Source organism: Chryseobacterium sp. HNCC26DJ239 (genome assembly GCF_057180445.1).
In genome coordinates this window covers 123,714-144,676 of record NZ_JBXUGJ010000006.1, presented here as the reverse complement: position 1 = coordinate 144,676, position 20,963 = coordinate 123,714, and the positions used below count along the sequence as shown (strand labels likewise).

The window sequence follows — 20,963 nt, the reverse complement described above, 5'->3', positions numbered from 1 at the left end:
TAGGTGAAGTTAGAATGGAGTGATGAAGCCCTGAAAGGGCGAAATCAATATATTTTAGTTGAAATTTAAAACAATAATTATGTCTCAGTCTTTAAGTAAAATTTATGTTCATTTAATTTTTAGTACAAAAAATAGAGTGCCATTAATTACAGATGATATTAAAGATGAACTCTTTAATTATTTAGGTGGTGTTTGTAAAAATTTGGAATGTAATCCTCTTCAAGTTGGAGGGTATAAAGACCATGTACATATTTTATGTTTACTTTCAAAGAAGATAACTTTAATTAAATTATTAGAAGAAATTAAATCATCATCTTCAAAATGGATTAAAACTAAAGATGGAAAATTTTCTAATTTTTATTGGCAAAGTGGATACGGAGCATTTTCAGTAAATCCTGCAGAAATAGAGGTTGTAAAAACTTATATCCGAAATCAGGAAAAACATCATGAATTGAAAAATTTTCAGGAAGAATATAGAGCTTTTTTGAAAAAATATGATGTTGAATATAAGGAAGAATATGTTTGGGATTAGTGATGTCGCCCTTTCAGGGCTCCCTCATAGAACAGAATTTATTCATTGGGTTCTACCCAAAGCTAATGATAAAGCCCTTTCAGGGCTTTGCAAAATAAAATATTAAACAATATGAAAAATTCAGAACAATTATACAAAGCACTATCCGAAAGAATTTTAATTCTCGACGGAGCAATGGGAACGATGCTTCAACGATACAAATTCGAAGAAGAAGATTATCGTGGTGAGCGTTTCAAAGACTGGGAACATCCCGTGAAAGGAAACAACGATTTACTTTCCTTAACGCAACCTCATGCAATAGAAGAAGTTCATAGAAAATACTTAGAAGCTGGTGCAGATATTTTGGAAACCAATACATTTTCCGGAACTACGATTGCGATGGCAGACTATCACATGGAAGAGTTGGTGTACGAACTAAACTATGAATCTGCAAAAATTGCCAGAAAAGTTTGCGACGAATTTACGGCTGCCAATCCTTCAAAACCAAGATTTGTTGCGGGGTCAATTGGTCCAACAAACAGAACGGCAAGTTTAAGCCCAGATGTGAACGACCCTGGTTACAGAGCCATCACGTTTGATGAATTAAGAATTGCTTACAAACAACAATGTGAAGCGTTGTTAGACGGCGGTTCGGATATTCTTTTAGTGGAAACTATTTTCGATACATTGAATGCCAAAGCCGCTTTGTTTGCAATTGACGAAATTCAAGACGAAAGAGGAATTCAAATTCCGATTATGGTTTCGGGAACAATTACCGATGCTTCCGGTAGAACGTTGAGCGGACAAACTGCAGAAGCATTTTTAATTTCTGTTTCTCATTTGAATTTATTGAGCGTAGGTTTCAACTGTGCTTTAGGAGCGAATCAATTAACACCTTATTTGGAAACTTTAGCGCATAATTCAGAATTCCATGTTTCTGCTTATCCCAACGCAGGTTTACCCAATGCTTTTGGGCAGTACGATGAAAGTCCGGAAGCAATGGCAAGTCAGATTAAAGAATATGCCGAAAAAGGATTGATTAATATTATCGGTGGATGTTGTGGTACAACGCCTGAACACATCAAAGCGATTGCCGAATTGGTGAAAAATTATAAGCCAAGAAAAGTGAACAATTTTGTATGATTTTTGTTTGGTGAAAATTTAAATTTAGACGATAAAATACTATCTTTAAGTACATCAAAACATTAATTTTATGGAAAAACCGATTTACCTTAAAAATCCTGAAGACGCAAAACTATTTAACGAACTAAGAAAAAGAGTGAACCAACGAGTAGAAGCGCTTCCGCAAAACAGAGATGTCTATATTCAGATCAAAGCAGTTATTTTGCCTTTGATCTATTTTGGAATGTATGCATTGGCTTTGCTGAATGCCGATAAAACATGGGTTTATATCACGAGTTTTATTTTCATGGGAATTTCTTTGGTATTGATTTATCTTAACCTGATTCATGAAGCTGCGCACAACAATATTTTTAAAAGTAAAAGACTCAACAGTATTGTTTTGCAGATTTTCGATTTTGTAGGAGCCAATTCTTACATCTGGAAAAAAAGACATATCGCATCTCACCACGCTTACCCGAATGTGGACGGTTGGGATACCGATATTGAGCAGAGCGGTTTACTTTTAATAATTCCTTGGATTAAAGCGAAGGGAATTCAGAAACATCAACATAGATTTTTCTTTTTGGTTTATCCTTTATACTTGTTCAATTGGATGTTTATCCGAGATTTTAGAGATTTTTTTGATAACAATAGAGTGATTCTAAAAACTCAAGGCGCTATTCCTGTGAAAGAAAAAATAAAAATGGTGGCTTATAAACTGTTTTACTTTTTCTACCAAATTGCTGTTCCGGTTTTGTTCTTTAAGGTTTCTATTGGTTTGGCTTTGGGAGCTTGGTTTTTGCAGGTAATTGCAGCAAGTATTTTCGCACTTTTTGTGTTGTTGCCTTTGCATCCGCTTCCAGATAATGCTTTTCCTAAACTGGACGAAAAAAACGGTCTTCCGTTTAGCTGGATTAGACATCAGTTGGAAGTAACCAACGATTTATCAGAAAATAATTGGTTTGTAAGAAATGTTTTGGGGAATTTCAACTTCCATGTTGCCCATCATTTATTTCCGAACTACAGTTATATGTATTATAATGAAATTACGGAGGAGATTGAAAATTTTGCCAAAGAACACAATCTGGGGTATAAAAGATTTCCTCTGTTTACTGCTTTAGGCAAACATGTCGATTTACTGAAACAAAATGCGAACAACGCATACTTTATTTTAGAAGAATAGACGAATATATAATTAATTTGAAAAAGAATATTTCTTAAGTAAAATTTACATATTAAAATTAAAACAAATCAATTTAACATATTGATAAACTGTTAGATTGATAAATTGTTACATTAAATAAAAATGAAATATTTAAAATTATCAGGGCTTGAACCTCTGATTATTACTCCGGAATCAAATTTTATCAACGTTGGTGAAAGAACCAATGTTGCCGGATCTAAAAAGTTTTTACGTTTAATAAAAGAAGAGAAATTTTCTGAAGCGCTCGATATTGCACGTCATCAGGTTGAAGGTGGCGCGCAGATTCTTGATGTAAACTTCGATGATGGGCTCATCGATGGAAAGGCTTCTATGGTTAAATTTTTAAATTTAATTGCTTCCGAACCAGATATTGCAAGAATTCCTTTGATGATTGATTCCTCAAAATGGGAGATTCTTGAAGCTGGTTTACAAGTCGCACAAGGGAAATGTGTCGTAAATTCCATCAGCTTAAAAGGGGGTGAAGAAGAGTTCATAAAACAAGCAAAAGCCATCAAAAGATATGGTGCAGCGGTAATCGTGATGGCGTTTGATGAGGTCGGACAAGCCGATACGTACGAAAGAAGATTAGAAATCTGCGAAAGAAGTTATAAAATCCTTACCGAGAAACTTCGTTTCCCTGCAGAAGATATTATTTTCGATTTAAATATTTTCCCGGTTGCAACAGGGATGGAAGAACATCGCAGGAATGCAATCGACTTCATTGAAGCGACAAGATGGGTACGCCAAAATCTTCCGTATGCTTCTGTGAGTGGTGGTGTTTCCAACGTTTCTTTCTCTTTTAGAGGAAATGATACCGTGAGAGAAGCGATGCACTCTGTTTTCTTGTATCACGCTATTCAAGCGGGAATGAATATGGGAATCGTAAATCCAGCCATGTTGGAAGTTTATGATGAAATTAATAAAGAACTTTTAGAGCTCGTTGAAGATGTAATTTTAGACAAGAGAGACGATGCTACAGAAAGACTTCTTGAGTATTCTGAAAAACATAAATCGGTAAAAAAAGAAAAAGTTGAAGATTTAGAATGGAGAAATCATCCTTTGCAGGATAGAATTACCCATGCTTTAGTGAAAGGAATCGACCGTTTTATTGAAGAAGATGTAGAAGAAGCAAGGCAACAGGCTGCAAAACCATTACATGTTATTGAAATTAATTTGATGACAGGAATGGGCGTTGTAGGTGATCTTTTCGGAAGCGGAAAAATGTTCCTTCCGCAAGTGGTAAAATCGGCAAGGGTAATGAAAAAAGCAGTAGCTTATTTACAACCCTTCATTGAAGCTGAAAAAGACGGTTCAAAACCTGCCAACGGAAAAATATTAATGGCAACTGTAAAAGGCGACGTTCACGACATCGGAAAAAACATTGTGAGCGTAGTTTTGGGTTGTAACAATTACGAAATTGTAGATTTGGGAGTGATGGTTCCTGCCGAAAAAATTATCCAAACTGCAATTGAAGAAAAAGTAGATGTTATCGGATTAAGCGGTTTGATTACGCCAAGTTTAGACGAGATGGTGTACATCGCTTCAGAATTGGAAAGACAAAATTTAGATTTTCCTTTGTTAATTGGTGGTGCAACAACTTCAAAAGCACATACCGCTGTGAAAATCGATTTAAAATATAAAAATGCCGTAGTTCACGTGAACGATGCTTCCAGAGCGGTAAATGTGGTGAGTTCTTTGTTGGGCGACAGAAATAAAGAATATGTTTCGGATTTAAAAAATGACTATTCAGATTTTAGAGAAAAATTCCTGAACAGACAGGTCGATAAAGAATATGTTTCTCTTGAAGAAGCCAGAAAAGACAAGTTTACCATTGATTGGGAAAACGAAGAAATCTTCACACCCAATCAATTAGGAATTACCATAGTTGAAAATCAGGATTTGAACGAATTGCTTCCTTTTATCGATTGGTCGCCGTTTTTCAGAAGTTGGGATTTGCATGGTAAATATCCAAACATTTTGGAAGATGAGGTTGTGGGTGCGCAAGCAAAAGAATTGTTCAAAGATGCGCAAGTCGTTTTAAAGAGAATTTTAGATGAAAAACTATTAACTGCAAAAGCTATTTTCGGAATTTTTAAAGCGAATTCTACCGAAACAGATGATATTTTAATTTTCGATGAAAATAATGAGCAAAAGGTAAAATTCATCACTTTAAGACAACAGGCTCAACGTTCAAAAGGAAAAGATTATTTAGCATTAAGTGATTTTATTGCACCTCAAAGCTCTGGGAAAACCGATTATATGGGCGCATTCTGCGTTACCACGGGTTTTGGAACAGATGAATTGGCGCAAGAATACGAAAAAGCCAACGACGATTACAACGCGATTATGGTAAAAGCTTTAGCAGACCGTTTTGCGGAAGCCTACGCAGAGTTTTTACATAAAAAAATCAGAACTGAATATTGGGGTTACGCCAACCAAGAAAATTTGACCAACGAAGAATTAATTGCTGAAAAATACAAAGGAATTCGTCCGGCTCCGGGTTATCCGGCTTGTCCAGACCATTTGGAAAAACATGCGATTTGGGACTTATTAAAAGTGGAAGAAAATATTGGAGTGTATTTAACGGAAAGTTTAGCCATGTTCCCAACCGCATCGGTTTCTGGATATTATTTTGGAAGTCCGCACGCAAAATATTTCGGTTTAGGAAAAATTGCAGAAGACCAATTGAAAGACTACTCCGAAAGAAAAGGGATTTCTCTGCAGGAAGCAAAAAAATGGTTGTCTCCAAATTTAGCGGATGGGATATGAATGAAGGCTTTGATTTTATAGCATTGTTAAAGTTTAAAACCTTTGATGAAGGTGGGCGTTCTTCTACTGCAAAATCAGGTTACAGACCACAACTATCTTTTGATTTTGAAAAAATAACAACTTCCGGAAGACAAAATTTTATTGATAAAGAATGGGTATGTCCCGGTGAAACTGTTGAAGCTGAAATTACCATGTTGTCACCTCAATTTTTTGAAAAAAAACTATATGAAGGGCTTAAGTTTAAATTTATAGAAGGGTCAAAAACAATTGGGATAGGAGAAGTTTTAAAAATAACCAACGAAAATTTAGTTAAAGAATAATTAATAAGATTATAAAATCGCTGAAAATCAGATTAAAACAAACCTCACTATATAAAAAATAAATGAAAATCACCGACCATATAAAAAACGCCAACGGCAAAACCTTATTTTCACTCGAAGTTGTTCCTCCACAAAAGGGAATCGGGATTGAAGATTTATACACCAATATAGACCCTTTAATGGAGTTTAAACCTCCTTTTATTGATGTAACAACTTCTCGAGAAGAGTATGTTTATATCGACAAAGGAAATGGATTAATGGAGCGCCGAATCACAAGAATGCGTCCCGGAACTTTGGGAATTTGTGCGGCAATTCAGCATAAATATAATGTAGATACGGTTCCGCATTTGCTTTGCGGAGGTTTTACCAAAGAAGAAACAGAATATCTTTTGGTAGACTGTATGTATCTTGGGATAGATAATGTGATGGCTTTGCGAGGCGATGCAATGAAAGGTCATCAATATTTTGAACCGACAAATGGCGGTCATGCAAGTGCGATGGATTTGGTGCATCAAATCAATGATTTAGGAAGAGGGAAATATCTTCATAATCAAGATGAGGTTTGTGATGAACACAACAAATTTTGCATCGGTGTTGCCGGTTATCCCGAAAAACACATGGAAGCACCATCCATGAACTACGACCTGAAATGGCTGAAACAAAAAGTAGATGCAGGTGCAGATTACATTGTAACGCAAATGTTTTTCGACAATAAAAAGTATATCGAATTTGTGAAAAAAGCACGCGAAATGGGAATCACAGTTCCTATTATTCCGGGAATAAAGCCGATTGCGACCAAAAAACATTTGAAAGTTTTACCTCAGATTTTTAAAATTGATTTACCCGAAGAATTAATTTCTGAGGTAGAAAAAGCAAAAAACAACGAAGCTGTAAAACAAATCGGAATTGAATGGGCAATCAATCAATGCCGAGAATTGCTGGATTTTGGAGTTCCTGTTCTGCACTTTTACTCGATGGGGAAAAGTGATAATATTAAAAAAGTAGCAGGAGAATTGTTTTAATTTTCTTGTTTAAATATCAAAAAAGCTTTGCCGACGGCAAAGCTTTTTTGTAGTAAATGTTTGAGGGTTTCGGCGGCGGCGAAGCCGCCGCCGAAACCCTCAAACTCCCGAACCCTATAAAATAGGATGTCTTTTAAACTCTTTTGTTCTATCGAATAAATAGCGGTACGTTGCCAATTTTCTGGTAACAGTGGTGTTCAAATTCTCAGCAATTTTAACCATTTTTGGGTTGAAATCGCCAATCCATTGCAGTTCTGTCATCGTAAAATCGGTGTGTTTTCTTAGGTGTTGCGTCCCTTCCCAAATCATGTATCCATCGATTCCCTTTCTTTGCCATTCCGGAACGACGCCGAAAACAAGACCAATCATTTTTTCATTTTTATGAAACTTTTTTACCCAAAGAAATTTCAATTTTTGCCACAATCCAAACTTTCCGTCGAGATGTTTAAACCATTGGTTCAGGTCGGGAATATTCAGCCACATCGCAATAGGTTTATCATTTTCGTAGACGAACCAGGAAATATGATCGTTGATAATAGGCTTCATACTTTGAAACATTTTTTTCGCCTTCGCTTCTTCCATTTGTTTTCCGCCACCATGAGATGCCCAAGCTTTATTGTAAACCTCGGTAAAATCTTTCGCAAATTTGTCGAGATTGTTCTTTTTCATAGGTTTCGCTGTAATCGCAGGATTTCGCTTATGTTTTTCATAAAACACGGTAAAAACTCTTGAAACCTCTCCAAAAACAGGTCTGCTAAAGCAAAGCTGATTAAAGTACACCTGAAAACCATAATTTTCGAAAAGCTCAGTATAATAAGGGAAATTATAGTTCATATTATACAAAGGTTCAATAAAGCCTTCGGTAAGTAATCCCCAAAATTTATCTCTCTCGCCAAAATTAATAGGGCCGTCCATCGCTTCCATTCCTCTTTCTTGAAGCCAGTTTTTACAATGGTCGAAAATAAAATTGGCAACTTCTTGGCTGTTGATGCTGTCAAAAAAACCAATTCCGCCTGTTGGTTGCTCTTGTTTGTATTTCTGATTTACAAAAACAGCTACTTTTCCTACGGTTTTTCCATCTTTTTTAAAGATAAACCTTTCGCATTCTCCCGTTTTGAAGAATTTATTTTTTTTAACATCAAAAATATCTTCAATGTCTTTGTTTAAAGGTCTTATGTAATTCCGATCGTCCTTATAAAGTCTGGCGGGAAACTCAAGAAATTCATTTTTTTGATTTTCTTGTACTACTTTTTCAAAGGTTATTATAGAATTTACACTCATTAGGTTAAAAGCTGTTTTTTTTGAGCTGATTTGAAATTGACAAACGGATTTTATCCGTATTTTTGTTGCAAAATAATAAAAATGGTTGATTTTACCGATAACGACGATGATATTTTCACAGGAAAAGAACATACGCCTATTAGAGATGATGCTTTTGAAAAATCACCAGAGGAAAAAATAGAGAAAATTACAGGGCTTTTTGCGGAAATTATGGAGACTCTTGGTTTGGATATGACCGATGATTCTCTGAAAGATTCTCCGAAAAGAGTGGCAAAAATGTATGTAAACGAAATTTTCGGAGGTCTTCTTCCTGAGAATAAACCCGGAATTTCTACTTTTTCAAATAAATATAAATACCGCCAAATGTTGGTGGAAAAAGATATTACCGTTTACTCTTTCTGCGAACATCACTTTTTGCCGATTATTGGAAGAGCGCATGTTGCCTATATTTCAAATGGTGAAGTGATTGGTTTGTCTAAAATTAACAGAATTGTTGATTATTACGCGAAAAGACCACAAGTTCAGGAAAGATTGACGATGCAAATTGTTGATGCTTTAAGAGAAGCTTTAGGAACTGAAAATGTAGCCTGTATTATCGATGCAAAACATCTTTGCGTAAATTGTAGAGGCATTAAAGACACCGCAAGTTCAACCATCACAGCTGAATTGAGCGGAATTTTCAGAACCAACCCAATTACAAGACAGGAATTTCTTCATTATGTGGGAAGTCATGCGAAATTAGATTATTAAAATGATAAAATTTAGAAAAATTTCAAGCCAAATTTTTATCACAACAATTATTTGTTGTGGCTGTTTTGTCTTGAAATAATTTAAAAAAATCATTTATCAATCATCAATTATCATTTATAAATAATGCAATTAAAAATATACAATTCGCTTGCAGGCGAAAAACAAATATTTACCCCAATCTTAGAAGGAAACGTCGGAATGTACGTTTGTGGTCCCACTGTTTACAGCAATGTGCATTTGGGGAATGTAAGAACTTTCCTTTCTTTTGATTTTATTTACAGAAGTTTAAAACATTTAGGATATAAGGTTCGCTACGTTAGAAATATTACAGACGCAGGACACCTTACCGACGATGGCGATGTAAATAACGACAGATTCGTAAAACAAACACGTCTCGAAAAGCTAGAACCCATGGAGATCGTACAAAAATATACGGTAGATTTTCATAAGGTTTTGGATTTGTTTAATCTTCTTCCTCCGAATATTGAACCTACTGCAACTGGTCATATCGTAGAGCAAATTGAGCTTACTCAAAAATTAATTGAGAAAGGTTTTGCTTACGAAAGCAACGGTTCTGTTTATTTCGATGTGTTGGAGTACAATGCGAGAGGATTAAACTACGGCGAACTTTCAAAACGTAATATCGAAGAACTTTTTGCCAACACAAGAGATTTAGACGGACAGGGTGAAAAGAAAAATCCACAAGATTTTGCTTTGTGGAAAAAAGCTTCTCCGGCTCACATTATGCGTTGGAATTCGCCTTGGGGAGAAGGTTTCCCGGGATGGCATTTAGAATGTACAGCAATGAGCACTAAATATTTAGGTGAAACTTTTGACATTCACGGAGGCGGAATGGACCTTAAATTTCCTCACCACGAATGCGAAATTGCTCAAGGAAAAGCTTGCAATAATGCTTCACCAGTAAATTATTGGATGCACGCCAATATGTTGACGATGAACTCGCAACGTATGAGTAAATCTACAGGAAACTACATTTTGCCAATGCAATTGGTTTCTGGTGAAAACGATTTCTTCGAAAAACCTTTCCATCCTTCAATTGTGCGTTTTTGCTTTTTGCAGGCGCATTATAGAAGTGTTTTAGATATTTCTAATGACGCGATGATTGCCAGCGAAAAAGGATTTATCCGCTTGATGGAAGCGTTGAAAGTTCTAAATTCAATTGAAGCAGATAACTCAAAAACTTCTGAATTTAATTTTTCAGAATGGAAAACGAAAGCATACGATGCTTTAACGGATGATTTCAATTCTCCGGTTTTAATCGCTCATTTATTTGAAGCGGTGAAATTTATTTTTGCTTTAAAAGATGGTAAAGACGTAATTTCTGCTGAAGATTTAGAAGATTTAAAATCTACTTTAAATGCTTTGGTTTTTGATGTTTTAGGACTTCAAAATATTGAGGAAAATAATAATGAAAAGCTAGACCAAACGTTACAGGTTTTAATTGAATTGAGAAATCAGGCAAGAAAATCTAAGAACTTTGAACTTTCAGACCAAATCAGAGACAGATTATTGGCTGAAGGAATCGAGCTTAAAGACGGAAGAGACGGAACTTCTTATGTTTTAAACTAAGAAATATTTAATCTAAAATAAATCTCCCGCAGATTTTATAGGTTTTACAGATTGAAAAATATCTGTCTACATCTATAAAGTCTGCGGGAATTATTTTTTAATCAAAAATAATTTTCCAATTCAAAATTTCCTTAACTTAGTCATAATAAAATATTTAACTATGAAAAAACATTTATTCTCTTTGGTTGTGCTTTTCGGTTCAATCGGTGTTTCTGCTCAGCAAGATTTTTTTGCTTTGGCGGGAAAAGATTCTCAGAAAATTGAATTCAACGATTTTCGCGCGATGAATATTGATGGAAGTTCAGGCACTCAAATCTTTACTAATGCTTCTTCTGCAGAAGTTTTTTCGCAAAATTCAAGACAAAAAATTTCAGAAGATAAAAATTCATTAGTGCATTCTCAAGCAGTGAATTTGGCTGCTTTAGCAACAGATTTATCGCAAGAAAATTTGCTGTATATGCCTATGTTTTCGTCTAATATTTATGTTTTAAATCAGAAAACGAAGCAAATTACTTTAGTTGAAAATAATGTGGCGAGAGTAACTTCTTGCGATATTAATTCTCATATTACCAGAATGACTTTGGGGCACGACGGAAGTTTCTACGCAATGAATAATTCGGGAACTCAGTTTTTGCAAATTTCAAAAAACAATGGGCAATACAGCGTTGTAGATTTAGGAATTGTAAAAGATGCGGCTTCTAATGGTAAAAATTCTTTCACGGCTTTAGAAACTGGTTTTGGAGGAGATATGATCGCCGATGCAGAAGGAAATTTCTATGTATTTTCTGCTTCGGGAAATGTCTTTAAAGTTTCGCCAAAAACGATGGAAGCTTATTTTCTAGGAAAAATTTCAGGTTTGCCGGAAAACTATTCAGTGAATGGAGCGGCTGTAAATTCAAAAGGAAAAATTGTGGTGGGAAGTGCAAAAGGAAGTTCTTTGTATGAAGTGAATTTTGAAAGTCTTGAAGCAAAACAATTAGGCGCAGAAACAAATCTTCATATTTATGATTTAGCAAGTAAATATTTTCTGAATGATAGAACTTCAGCTGAAATTCCGGTAATAGCCGCAGAAATTTACCCAACAAGAGTTGATGAAAACTTTATTTACGTAAATCTGAACCAAACCAAACTAAAAGGAAATGTAAAAGTTGATATTTTTGACCTTTCGGGTAAAAATGTTTTAAGCCAAAAACTTTCTGTAAAAGACGGAAATCTTAATGAAAGAATGGAGCTTACCAATCTTTCTCAAGGAGCTTATTTGGTAAGTGTTTCTGATAATTCTGGAAAAGTAATTACCACTAAAAAGATTTTAAAAACAAAATAGAAATAAATTTTGCCATTTTATATAAGGAAGCTTGTCGGTTTTAGCCGACAAGCTTTTTTTAATGAATAATTGATGCTAATTAGATTAATTTTCAGTAAGAAAACACTATTTTTATCCAAAAATATAGCAGATGAAATTATATTTTAATGTAAGATATATTACAAAACAGGGAGAGAAATTATTTGTATCTGTTTCTGGTGAAGGGAATGAAAAACACGATTACCCGATGGAACCAGCAGAATTTGGAGTATGGAAAGCCGAAGTAGATTATTTTTCGAAAGAGATTGCATACCAATATTTAGTTAAAAATACGGAAAGCGAAGTTGTTGTAGAGGAAGAAGTGGGGCATGAACTTTCTTTTCCACACAACTATAAAGAATTCGTAATTACCGATGTTTGGAACAAAAAAAACTTCCCCGAAAATTATCTTACCAATAAAATTCTTAAAAATAAACTTACAGGTTTTAAGCCAGAGAAAAATAGTATTCTAAAAAAACACACCCATCTTTTTAAAATTGAAGCTCCAATCTATCATCCAGATTGGAAAATTGCTTTGTTTGGAAGTTCAGATTCTTTAGGGAATTGGGATTATGAAAAAGCTTTAATACTTTCTCAAACGGGTTTTGGAGTTTGGGAAATTTCTGTGGAAATTCCTGAAAATTATCCTGTGGAATACAAATATTGCATTTACGATGCAAAACAAGAACGAATTATTGATGTAGAAACTGGCAATAACCGCTTGGTTTACCCAAATCCTAATAAAGATATTCTGCATGTGGTTTCAGACCATTATTTTAAATTTAAAGGATATCAAATGTATCATGATGCAGGTGTTGCGGTTCCTGTGTTTTCGTTGAGAACCGAAGATGGGTTTGGAGTAGGTGAATTTCCTGATTTGAAAAAACTAGCCGATTGGAACCAAAAAACAGGCCTTGGAATTATTCAGATTCTTCCAATTAACGATACAACGGCAAATTATTCTTGGACAGATTCTTATCCTTATGCAGCGGTTTCTGTTTACGCTTTGCATCCGCAATATCTTTCGGTTGAAAAACTGGATTATTCTTTGCCGAAGAATTTAGTTAAAGAATATCAAACAGAAAAAGAAGCTCTTAATGCTCTTGAATTGATTGATTACGAAAAAATGATTTCAGGTAAATGGAAATTTATTACCGCAATTTACGAAGCTGAAAAAGAGAAAATTCTTAAAGACAGAAACTTCAAAAAATTCATTAAAGATAATGAAGACTGGCTCCTTCCTTATGCTGCATTTTGTGTCTTGAGAGATAAATATAAAACTCCCAATTTTGGAGATTGGAAAACACATAAAAAATTTATCGCAGGTAAAATTGCACAACTGTTTACAGCAAAAAATAAAGATTTTGAAGCGGTAATGTTGCATTCTTGGGTTCAGTTTCAGCTTCATAAGCAATTGAAAGACGCAGTAGATTATATGCATGGTTTAGGAATTTCTGTAAAAGGAGATTTGCCAATCGGAATTTATCGTTATTCGGTAGAAGCATGGACAGAACCTGAACTTTTCGGAATGGATTTCCAAGCCGGTGCACCACCTGATCAATTTACTGAGTTGGGGCAAAACTGGGAGTTTCCAACGTATAATTGGGAAGCGATGAAGAAAGATGGCTATCAATGGTGGAAGAATCGTTTTAAAGCTTTAGAACAGTATTTTGATGCGATGAGAATAGACCATATTCTTGGTTTTTTCAGAATTTGGAGAATGCCGATTTCTGCTACTCAAGGTATTTTAGGGTATTTTTATCCGGCGGTTCCGATTACGGAAGGAGAATTTAAAGCAAGGCAACTTCCTTTTGATTTTGATAGATATTGTAAGCCTTTCATCAACGATAAGATTTTATGGTCGTATTTTGGTGAAAATAGTTCGAAAGCTCTATCATATTTAATTAAAAATGAAAACGGAACCTACTCTTTCAAACCTGAATTTGATTCTCAAAGAAAATTGACAGATTATTTTAAAAAGAAGCCCGATCCAATTATAGGGGAACAATTGATTTCGCTATGTGCAAATGTTTTGTTTTTAACGGAAGAAAGAGAAGGTGAAACGGTGTATCATCCAAGATTTAATGTGTATAAAACTGAATCTTATGAGTTTTTGTCGGATTGGGAAAAAAGAGTGATTTACGATTTGTATCACGATTATTTCTTTAAAAGACAAGATCAGTTGTGGGCAGAAAAGGCTATGGAAAAACTTCCTGTAATTCTTAATGCAACAGAAATGTTGATTTGCGGGGAAGATTTAGGGCTTGTTCCAGATTGTGTACCCACTGTGATGGATGATTTGGCAATCGTAGCTTTAAAAGTACAAAGAATGCCATCGGAAAATATTCCTTTTTACAACCCGAATAAAGCTGGATATATGAATGTAGTAACAGCTTCTTCACACGACAGTTCTACGCTAAGACAATGGTGGAAAGAAGATACAAATCTTACTCAGAAATATTTTAATCAGCAATTGAATCAGTACGGAAAAGCTCCTGAAAATCTTGAACCGTATTTAGCTGAAATTATTATGAAGCAGCATTTGTACAACGAAGCGATGTTGGCAATTTTCCCAATCCAGGAGTTTTTGGCAACGGAACAAAATCTTTCTAATCCTAAAATTGATAATGAAAGAATTAATAATCCTGCTGTGTTTCCGCATTATTGGAGATACAGAATGCACATCGGTTTGGAAGAACTGAATAACCAGGAACGCTTTAATGATAAAGTAAAAAAATGGGTAAAAGATAGCGGGAGGTTGTAAATTTAACAATTGATTGTCAGTTAGTTAAAGTGAAATAGAAAGAAGTTATATCATAAGATTTAACTTCTTTTTTTTTCCTATATCAAAAAGATAGAATTAAGAGATTCTAATTTTAATTAACCAATTAATGATTATAGAAATGAAAAAAATATTTTTGGGATTTGCTTTGGGCTTTGCAACTTTAACAATGGCGCAGCAATATCCAGATTATGGATACGGGAATAACGGTTATGGAAATAATGGGTATGGTAATGGAGGCTATTCTGATGGGTATTATAGTGATGACGATGACGAGAATTATTTCCCAGACGATTATTATTATAATTATCCGCAAGATTATTATCCACAAAACTATTATCAAAGTTATTACAGCGATTACAGAAATTCGATTATCAATATCAACTGGAATGTTTTCTTTGCGCAAAATAGATTAACAAGATGGCAAATAGACCAAATTCTTTATTTGAATAATCTATACACCAGTTTCTCTGCATGGAACAACTTCTACAGATACAATCCAGATAGATGGTACTACGACAGATTCTATGCTTTAGAGAGAATTATGGGCCCAAGAATTTTTGTAGTGTTCCAAAATAGTTATTACCAAGGATATACACCAATTGTATATTTCCAAAACTACAGAAGAACGTATTATGCGCCAAGATATACTTGCAGACCTCAGTATAGAAACATCAACATCAATACGTACAGAGTAAATCGTGTTGAATTTAGAAGAAATACAAATCCTACTTTAAATGTAGTGAGAGGTACAGGTTTCAGAAATAATACAGCAGGAAATCAGCCAAGAAACAATGGAGGATTTAGAGATAATAATTCTGGTAGCCAACCAAGAAATAACGGAGGATTCAGAGATAATGCTTCTACAAGCCAGCCAAGAAACAATGGTGGTTTTAGAAATGATACTGCGTCTCAACCGAGAAACAATGGCGGATTCCGAAATGAGACATCTGCAAACCAGCCAAGAAGTAACGGTGGTTTTAGAAACGAGACATCTACAAATCAGCCAAGAAGTAATGGAGGCTTTAGAAATGAAAGTAGCCAGCCAAGAACTCAAAATTATGGAGGTGGAAGAAACGAACAGTCTTCAGGTTCAAATGGAGGTTTTAGAAATGGAGGAGAGCAAAGACAAAATTCTGGGAATTCTGGAAATGGAAATTCTGGTAGCGAAAGAAGTGGTGGCTTTAGAACGAGATTAGCAGGAAATTAGATTTCGTATATTATATTGAGTGGTGTAGAGAGTGGATATTATTATCTACTCTCTTTTTTTATTTTTAAATGATTGAATATTTCTCAATTAAATTTAACATATTTTATGAATTTCGTTTTTAACTTTTGAATAAAATATGAATCAAAAAAATAGAAAACAAACAATTAAACATTTATAAAATGAAAAGATTAATTTTATCAATAGCATTAGTGGGATTTGGAACTTTAGCAATGGCTCAGCAAACACCTACTCCAGAACAAAAGCAAGCTAAAAGAGCTGAAATGCAACAAAAAATGCAAGAAAGAGAGCAGGAAAATTTAGCACAAATGCAAAAAGATTTGAATCTTTCAAAAGATCAAATGACGAAAATTCAGGCTCTTCATGAAAAGAAAAAAGCTGAAATGAGAGCCGATTTCGAAAAAAACAAGCAGGACAGAATGGCTAGAATGGAAGAGATGAAAGCAAAAAGAGAGGAGATGGATAATGAGATGAAATCTATTTTAAGTCCGGATCAATACACAAAATGGCAAGCGGATAGAAAAGCTAAAATGGAGCAACGAAGACAAGAGATGCAGGGAAGAAAAAATGGTGGCGATAGACCACATCACAAACCAATGCAAACGGCTGTAGAGCCAACAAAATAACGAGTTCATAATTTGATTTTTTAATGTGTGGTAGGAGCGAGAAAATTTTTCTCGCTCCTTTTATTTGTCTTTTGATTTCGGCGGCGGCAAAGCCGCCGCCGAAATCAAAAGACAAACAAAAAACACCTATTTTTAACTAATCTAAAGCTAAATTTTTTCAAAAACTTGAGAAAGCGGGCTTTATTCCTTAAATTTGGAGATAAATTTAAAATTATGGTCAGCGAAAAAATAGCACAATTAATAAACGAGCAGATTGCTCATGAGCAATATGCGGCTCAATATTATCTTTCAATGTCGGCTTGGTTTTCTGCAAGAGATTTGGACGGGATTGCTAATTATTTCAGAGTTCAAAGCAAAGAAGAATTAATGCATGCCGATAAAATGTTTGATTATTTAAACGATGTTGGTGGCGAAATTATCATTGGTGAAATTGCAAAACCTCCACATCAGTTTGAAACGGCAACAGAGATTTTCGAAAAAGCACTAGAGCACGAAAAGAAAGTAACAAGAAGCATCTTCAATATCGTTAAAAATGCAAATGAAGAAGGCGATTTTGCTACAACATCTTTCATGCAATGGTTCATTAATGAGCAGGTGGAAGAAGAAGCAAGTGCCTCTCAGTATGTTACAAAAATTAAGATGGTTTGTGATAATCCATCAGCTTTGTATCTGTTTGATCAAGAATTGGCAACAAGACAATTTGTACCAGATGCAAATGCGTAAGTAAATTTTTTAAAAATAAAAAAGCCTCGAAACTCTTCGTTTTCGGGGCTTTTTTTTTCTGCAAAAAGTATCCGTAAAAATACGGAGAAACTTTTAGGGAAAATACGATGTAAGATATCCTTAATATTTTTGATATTTGTATAATAAAACTAATCGCATTATGGGAACAGACTTTAATTCAATAGGTAAGGGGAGTGTAAGTACTCTAGGAATTGATTTTATACAATCAATTATTGCAGAATATCGAGATAATCAATTTAAATTTTCGACAGAGAATCTAGGTTTTGAAGATGCTCGATCTATATGGTTTGATCTTCCTACGCTTAAAAATTTTATTGCTGAAGTTGAAAACCAAGCCAAATTAGATAATCCTGAACTTACAGATGCTGATTTGGGCGTGAGGATGTACTTTGGGGCCTATCCCGATAATCTACCAGACGGAATTGTTCCCGAAGAGTATAAAAAAAGACATACTTTGGTAATGATTCCTACTAAAAGAGAAAATACTGAAGATGGTGAAACTTACAACCAAGATTTTCATTTAGGAGGAAGTTCTGCTACTGCTAGATTTGCTTTGTCTACACAGGCAGTTCTTGCACAAAACCACGGAACACTTTCGCCACCAGACAAGCCGCAAGGAGAATTATATTAATATTTGAATCGATATGGAGCAATTGCATGAAATTTTTGGAAAGATAATGTATGGAAGTGAAGCACTTGCTGCATTCGTTTCGATCGTTTATTTCAACAAAATAAAAAAAACGTATTGGGTATACTTTGCAATTTATCTTATTTTTATTTTTTTGTCTGAAACTATTGGCGACAGAAATATTTTCCCGTCTAAGTATAAAGCAATGTTTTTCAATTACATCGTTATACCTGCAGAATTTATTTTTTTCTACTGGTTGTATGCTGTAAAATCATTGAACAAACCTAAACTGTTTTTTATTTTTACGGGATTGTACATCCTTTCGTTTATACCCAACGAGCTTTTTTTTAGCAACAGAAAGATTGTTTTTTCTTTAAACTACACTTTGGGCGCTTTATTTTTACTGTATTTAGTGGTTTTGGAATACATTAAACAGGTAAATTCTTCTGATATTCTCAATTTTAGTAATAATAAAATGTTTTACATTAATTGGGGAGTTACTGTTTTCTATATCGGGACTTTACCTTTGTTCTCTTTTTGGAGCGTTTTTGTAGAGTATCACGATCTTTTTGATATTTATTTTCTTTATTTTAAAATTTCAGCGATTGTAATGTATATTTTATTTGCAATTTCTTTTATCTTAGGAAAACACAGTATTGAAGCATGGAAAAATCAGAGCTCTTATTAATCGTTATCTTATTCAATATATTCTTTTTGGGGTTTATTGTGGCGATTATGGTGTATATCAGAAAGTACAAGCAAAGGAAAAAAGAATATCTTGCTGAAATTCAAATTAAAAATGAAATTCATCAAAAAGAATTGTTAGCAACGCAACTTGAAATTCAAGAGTCGACCATGAAACAGATTGGGCGAGAACTGCACGATAATATTGGGCAAAAATTAACTTTGGTAAGTTTGTACACACAACAGCTTTTGCATGAAAATAAAGTTCCAGACGGAACGGACAGAATCGAACAGGTTTCGCAGATCATTAATCATTCAATTGAGGATTTGAGAAGTCTCTCTAAGACTCTTACCAATAATAAAATTAATCATTACGGAATTATAAATCTCATCGAAGAAGAAGTTTCTTTAGCCAATACTTTAAAGAAATGTAAAGTTTCTTTTTCGCATGATTTTGTTGATGAAGATCTTACATTCGAGCACAAAAGTGTTCTGCTGAGAATTATTCAGGAGTTTATTCAAAACAGTATGAAACATTCTGAATGCAAAAACATTGTAATAGCTTTAAAATCTGACGACAACATAGTTTGGGATTTAGAAATAAAAGACGATGGTAAAGGTTTTGACTTGAAAGAAGTTCAATCAAACGGTATAGGTTTGGTGAATATGAAAAACCGCGCACAGATTATCGGAGCTGATTTTGCTTTGACAAGTGAAAAAAATGTTGGAACTTCGCTTAAAATTGTTTTAAAAAAATAGCCATGAAAAAAACAATTGTTCTTGTAGACGATCACCTTCTTATTGCAAAAGCACTTGAAGGGATTATTGATAATTTCAAAGATTTTGAGGTAATTTATTGCGCAGAGAATGGCAAAGATTTGATGGATAAATTTGGAGCCAACAGAAGGCTTCCGGAGATTATTCTTCTCGATATTAGTATGCCGATTATGGACGGATTTGAAACCGTAAAATGGCTCACAGAAAAGTATCCGCAAATAAAAGTAATGGCGCTGAGTATGCAGGGAGACGACCAAAGTGTGATTAAAATGATTAAAAACGGAGCAAAAGGTTATCTTCTTAAAAATACGCATCCTAAAGATTTAGAAATTGCTCTTTCAAAATTAGTGAACGACGGCTTTTTTTACCCAGATTGGGCTTCGAAAATTATTTTATCAAATATCAACGGAGAGGAAAAAGAAGAGAAAGCTATTAAGGTTTCTGAGCGTGAAAGGGAATTCTTAACGTATACAACCACAGAACTTAGTTATAAAGAAATTGCTCTCGAAATGGGTTGCAGCCCAAGAACGGTAGAAAGTTATCGAGATGCTCTGTGTGAAAAGTTTGATTTGAAAACCAGAGTAGGTCTTGCTTTGTTTGCCCTGAAAAACGGTTTCGCTGAATCATAAAAAAGTTGCCAATCGGCAACTTTTTATTTTAAAAACTAACCTCTGATAAAACAGGGAAATGATCCGAAGGATAAAGAAGATTCTCTCTTCTGTCGTTTATGTGGCGATGAGATTTAATCTTAAAATCTTTAACGAAAATATAATCAATTCTATTTTGAGGAATTTCATTTACATTAAATCCTGTGAACGTTCCTTTTGGACCGTAATGCGGTTTTTCAGAATGATAATAAGTGTCTTTTAAGTTTTTAGAAAGAATTTTTACTGGTTCTGAATCTTCAGTAAGGTTGAAATCTCCTGTTAAAACTAGCGGAAGATTTTTCGGGTTCAATTCTTTCGCTTTTTGTAAAATCAATTCTGAAGATTTTACTCTGGCAACATTTCCAACATGATCAAAATGAATGTTCATGGCAAGAAATTCTTTCTTAGATTTTACATCCTTGAAAATGGCGTACGTACAGATTCTGTTCAGAGCAGCGTCCCAACCTTTTGAGGGTTTTTCGGGTGTTTCAGAAAGCCAAAAAGTTCCAGATTTTACGATTTTAAGTTTTTGTGTATCGTAGAAAATTGCAGAAAACTCGCCTTTTTCTTTTCCATCATCTCTTCCAACACCTACAAAATCGTAGTTTTTTAGTCCGGTTTTTATATCTTTCATTTGCTCAGGAAGTGCTTCTTGAACACCAAAAAAATCAGGATGATAATATTCTAAAAGAGCCAAAGCTTCGTCTTTTCTTTTGGGCCAAGCGTTGTCTTTATCAGACTCCACAGATAAACGAATGTTGAAAGACATCACTTTTAAATCTTGTGAAAAGCTAAGTGCACAGATCAGAACACTCAGTATCGTTAGGATTGATTTCATATTTCTTATTTCACACAAAAATAGAACTTCGTGGCGAAATCATCGATTTAAAATAAATTATTTAAACATTAAATTTAAAATTTGGCACAAAAAAAACT

The 20,963-nt window shown here is 34.3% G+C and carries 19 protein-coding genes; 17 read left to right on the top strand and 2 right to left on the bottom strand.

The genetic code is table 11. The features are described from left to right. The first annotated feature begins 79 nt into the window (after window positions 1–79). The 6 genes from tnpA to metF all read left to right on the top strand — a co-directional run bounded on the left by tnpA (window position 80) and on the right by metF (window position 6,948). A complete protein-coding gene (gene tnpA, locus AC2A1D_RS14180; RefSeq protein WP_484044246.1) occupies window positions 80–532 on the top strand; it encodes an IS200/IS605 family transposase in 453 nt (150 codons plus the stop codon). 111 nt (window positions 533–643) lie between these two features. Beyond that, window positions 644–1,654: a homocysteine S-methyltransferase family protein gene (locus tag AC2A1D_RS14175; RefSeq protein WP_484044245.1), complete on the top strand. Its 1,011-nt coding sequence runs from the start codon at window positions 644–646 to the stop codon at window positions 1,652–1,654. 70 nt (window positions 1,655–1,724) lie between these two features. After that, window positions 1,725–2,816 carry a fatty acid desaturase family protein gene (locus AC2A1D_RS14170; protein ID WP_484044244.1) on the top strand — a complete coding sequence of 364 codons (1,092 nt, stop codon included), beginning with the start codon at window positions 1,725–1,727 and terminating at the stop codon, window positions 2,814–2,816. Between the two features lie 123 nt (window positions 2,817–2,939). After that, window positions 2,940–5,606, top strand: coding sequence for a methionine synthase (metH, locus tag AC2A1D_RS14165; RefSeq protein ID WP_484044243.1), 2,667 nt, complete (start codon window positions 2,940–2,942; stop codon window positions 5,604–5,606). After that, a complete protein-coding gene (locus tag AC2A1D_RS14160) occupies window positions 5,603–5,926 on the top strand; it encodes an EF-Tu C-terminal domain-related protein (protein ID WP_484044242.1) in 324 nt (107 codons plus the stop codon). The genes metH and AC2A1D_RS14160 overlap by 4 nt, the downstream gene beginning before the upstream one ends. 62 nt (window positions 5,927–5,988) lie before the next feature. After that, window positions 5,989–6,948 (top strand): methylenetetrahydrofolate reductase [NAD(P)H], encoded by a 960-nt coding sequence (gene metF, locus AC2A1D_RS14155; protein ID WP_484044241.1) that lies wholly within the window; start codon window positions 5,989–5,991, stop codon window positions 6,946–6,948. Window positions 6,949–7,062: 114 nt separating this feature from the next. Here metF and AC2A1D_RS14150 read toward each other — a convergent pair whose 3' ends face one another. Beyond that, complete coding sequence (locus AC2A1D_RS14150) at window positions 7,063–8,229, bottom strand: hypothetical protein (RefSeq protein WP_484044240.1); 1,167 nt, start codon at window positions 8,227–8,229, stop codon at window positions 7,063–7,065. 81 nt (window positions 8,230–8,310) lie between these two features. Here AC2A1D_RS14150 and folE point away from each other — a divergent pair, with 81 nt between their 5' ends. The 11 genes from folE to AC2A1D_RS14095 all read left to right on the top strand — a co-directional run bounded on the left by folE (window position 8,311) and on the right by AC2A1D_RS14095 (window position 20,009). Next, entirely contained in the window at window positions 8,311–8,979 is a 669-nt protein-coding gene (gene folE / locus AC2A1D_RS14145) for a GTP cyclohydrolase I FolE (protein WP_484044239.1), read from the top strand. Between the two features lie 123 nt (window positions 8,980–9,102). After that, window positions 9,103–10,569, top strand: a complete 1,467-nt coding sequence (gene cysS, locus AC2A1D_RS14140) for a cysteine--tRNA ligase (protein WP_484044238.1) — start codon at window positions 9,103–9,105, stop codon at window positions 10,567–10,569. A 160-nt stretch (window positions 10,570–10,729) separates the two neighbouring features. After that, window positions 10,730–11,893 (top strand): T9SS type A sorting domain-containing protein, encoded by a 1,164-nt coding sequence (locus AC2A1D_RS14135; RefSeq protein ID WP_484044237.1) that lies wholly within the window; start codon window positions 10,730–10,732, stop codon window positions 11,891–11,893. Window positions 11,894–12,023: 130 nt separating this feature from the next. After that, a complete protein-coding gene (locus AC2A1D_RS14130; protein ID WP_484044236.1) occupies window positions 12,024–14,675 on the top strand; it encodes a 4-alpha-glucanotransferase in 2,652 nt (883 codons plus the stop codon). A gap of 139 nt (window positions 14,676–14,814) precedes the next feature. Beyond that, window positions 14,815–15,903, top strand: a complete 1,089-nt coding sequence (locus AC2A1D_RS14125; RefSeq protein WP_484044235.1) for a hypothetical protein — start codon at window positions 14,815–14,817, stop codon at window positions 15,901–15,903. Window positions 15,904–16,082: 179 nt separating this feature from the next. Further along, window positions 16,083–16,547, top strand: coding sequence for a hypothetical protein (locus AC2A1D_RS14120; protein ID WP_484044234.1), 465 nt, complete (start codon window positions 16,083–16,085; stop codon window positions 16,545–16,547). Between the two features lie 213 nt (window positions 16,548–16,760). Continuing rightward, complete coding sequence (locus AC2A1D_RS14115) at window positions 16,761–17,270, top strand: ferritin (protein ID WP_484044233.1); 510 nt, start codon at window positions 16,761–16,763, stop codon at window positions 17,268–17,270. A gap of 160 nt (window positions 17,271–17,430) precedes the next feature. Then, window positions 17,431–17,922, top strand: coding sequence for a hypothetical protein (locus AC2A1D_RS14110; protein ID WP_484044232.1), 492 nt, complete (start codon window positions 17,431–17,433; stop codon window positions 17,920–17,922). 13 nt (window positions 17,923–17,935) lie between these two features. Beyond that, entirely contained in the window at window positions 17,936–18,607 is a 672-nt protein-coding gene (locus AC2A1D_RS14105; protein ID WP_484044231.1) for a hypothetical protein, read from the top strand. Further along, window positions 18,583–19,362, top strand: coding sequence for a sensor histidine kinase (locus tag AC2A1D_RS14100; protein ID WP_484044230.1), 780 nt, complete (start codon window positions 18,583–18,585; stop codon window positions 19,360–19,362). Before AC2A1D_RS14105 ends, AC2A1D_RS14100 begins: the two co-directional genes overlap by 25 nt. 2 nt (window positions 19,363–19,364) lie before the next feature. Next, window positions 19,365–20,009: a response regulator gene (locus AC2A1D_RS14095; protein WP_484044229.1), complete on the top strand. Its 645-nt coding sequence runs from the start codon at window positions 19,365–19,367 to the stop codon at window positions 20,007–20,009. A gap of 28 nt (window positions 20,010–20,037) precedes the next feature. On the opposite strand, the gene AC2A1D_RS14090 is transcribed toward AC2A1D_RS14095, so the two are convergent. Then, complete coding sequence (locus tag AC2A1D_RS14090) at window positions 20,038–20,865, bottom strand: endonuclease/exonuclease/phosphatase family protein (protein ID WP_484044228.1); 828 nt, start codon at window positions 20,863–20,865, stop codon at window positions 20,038–20,040. Window positions 20,866–20,963 lie beyond the last annotated feature (98 nt).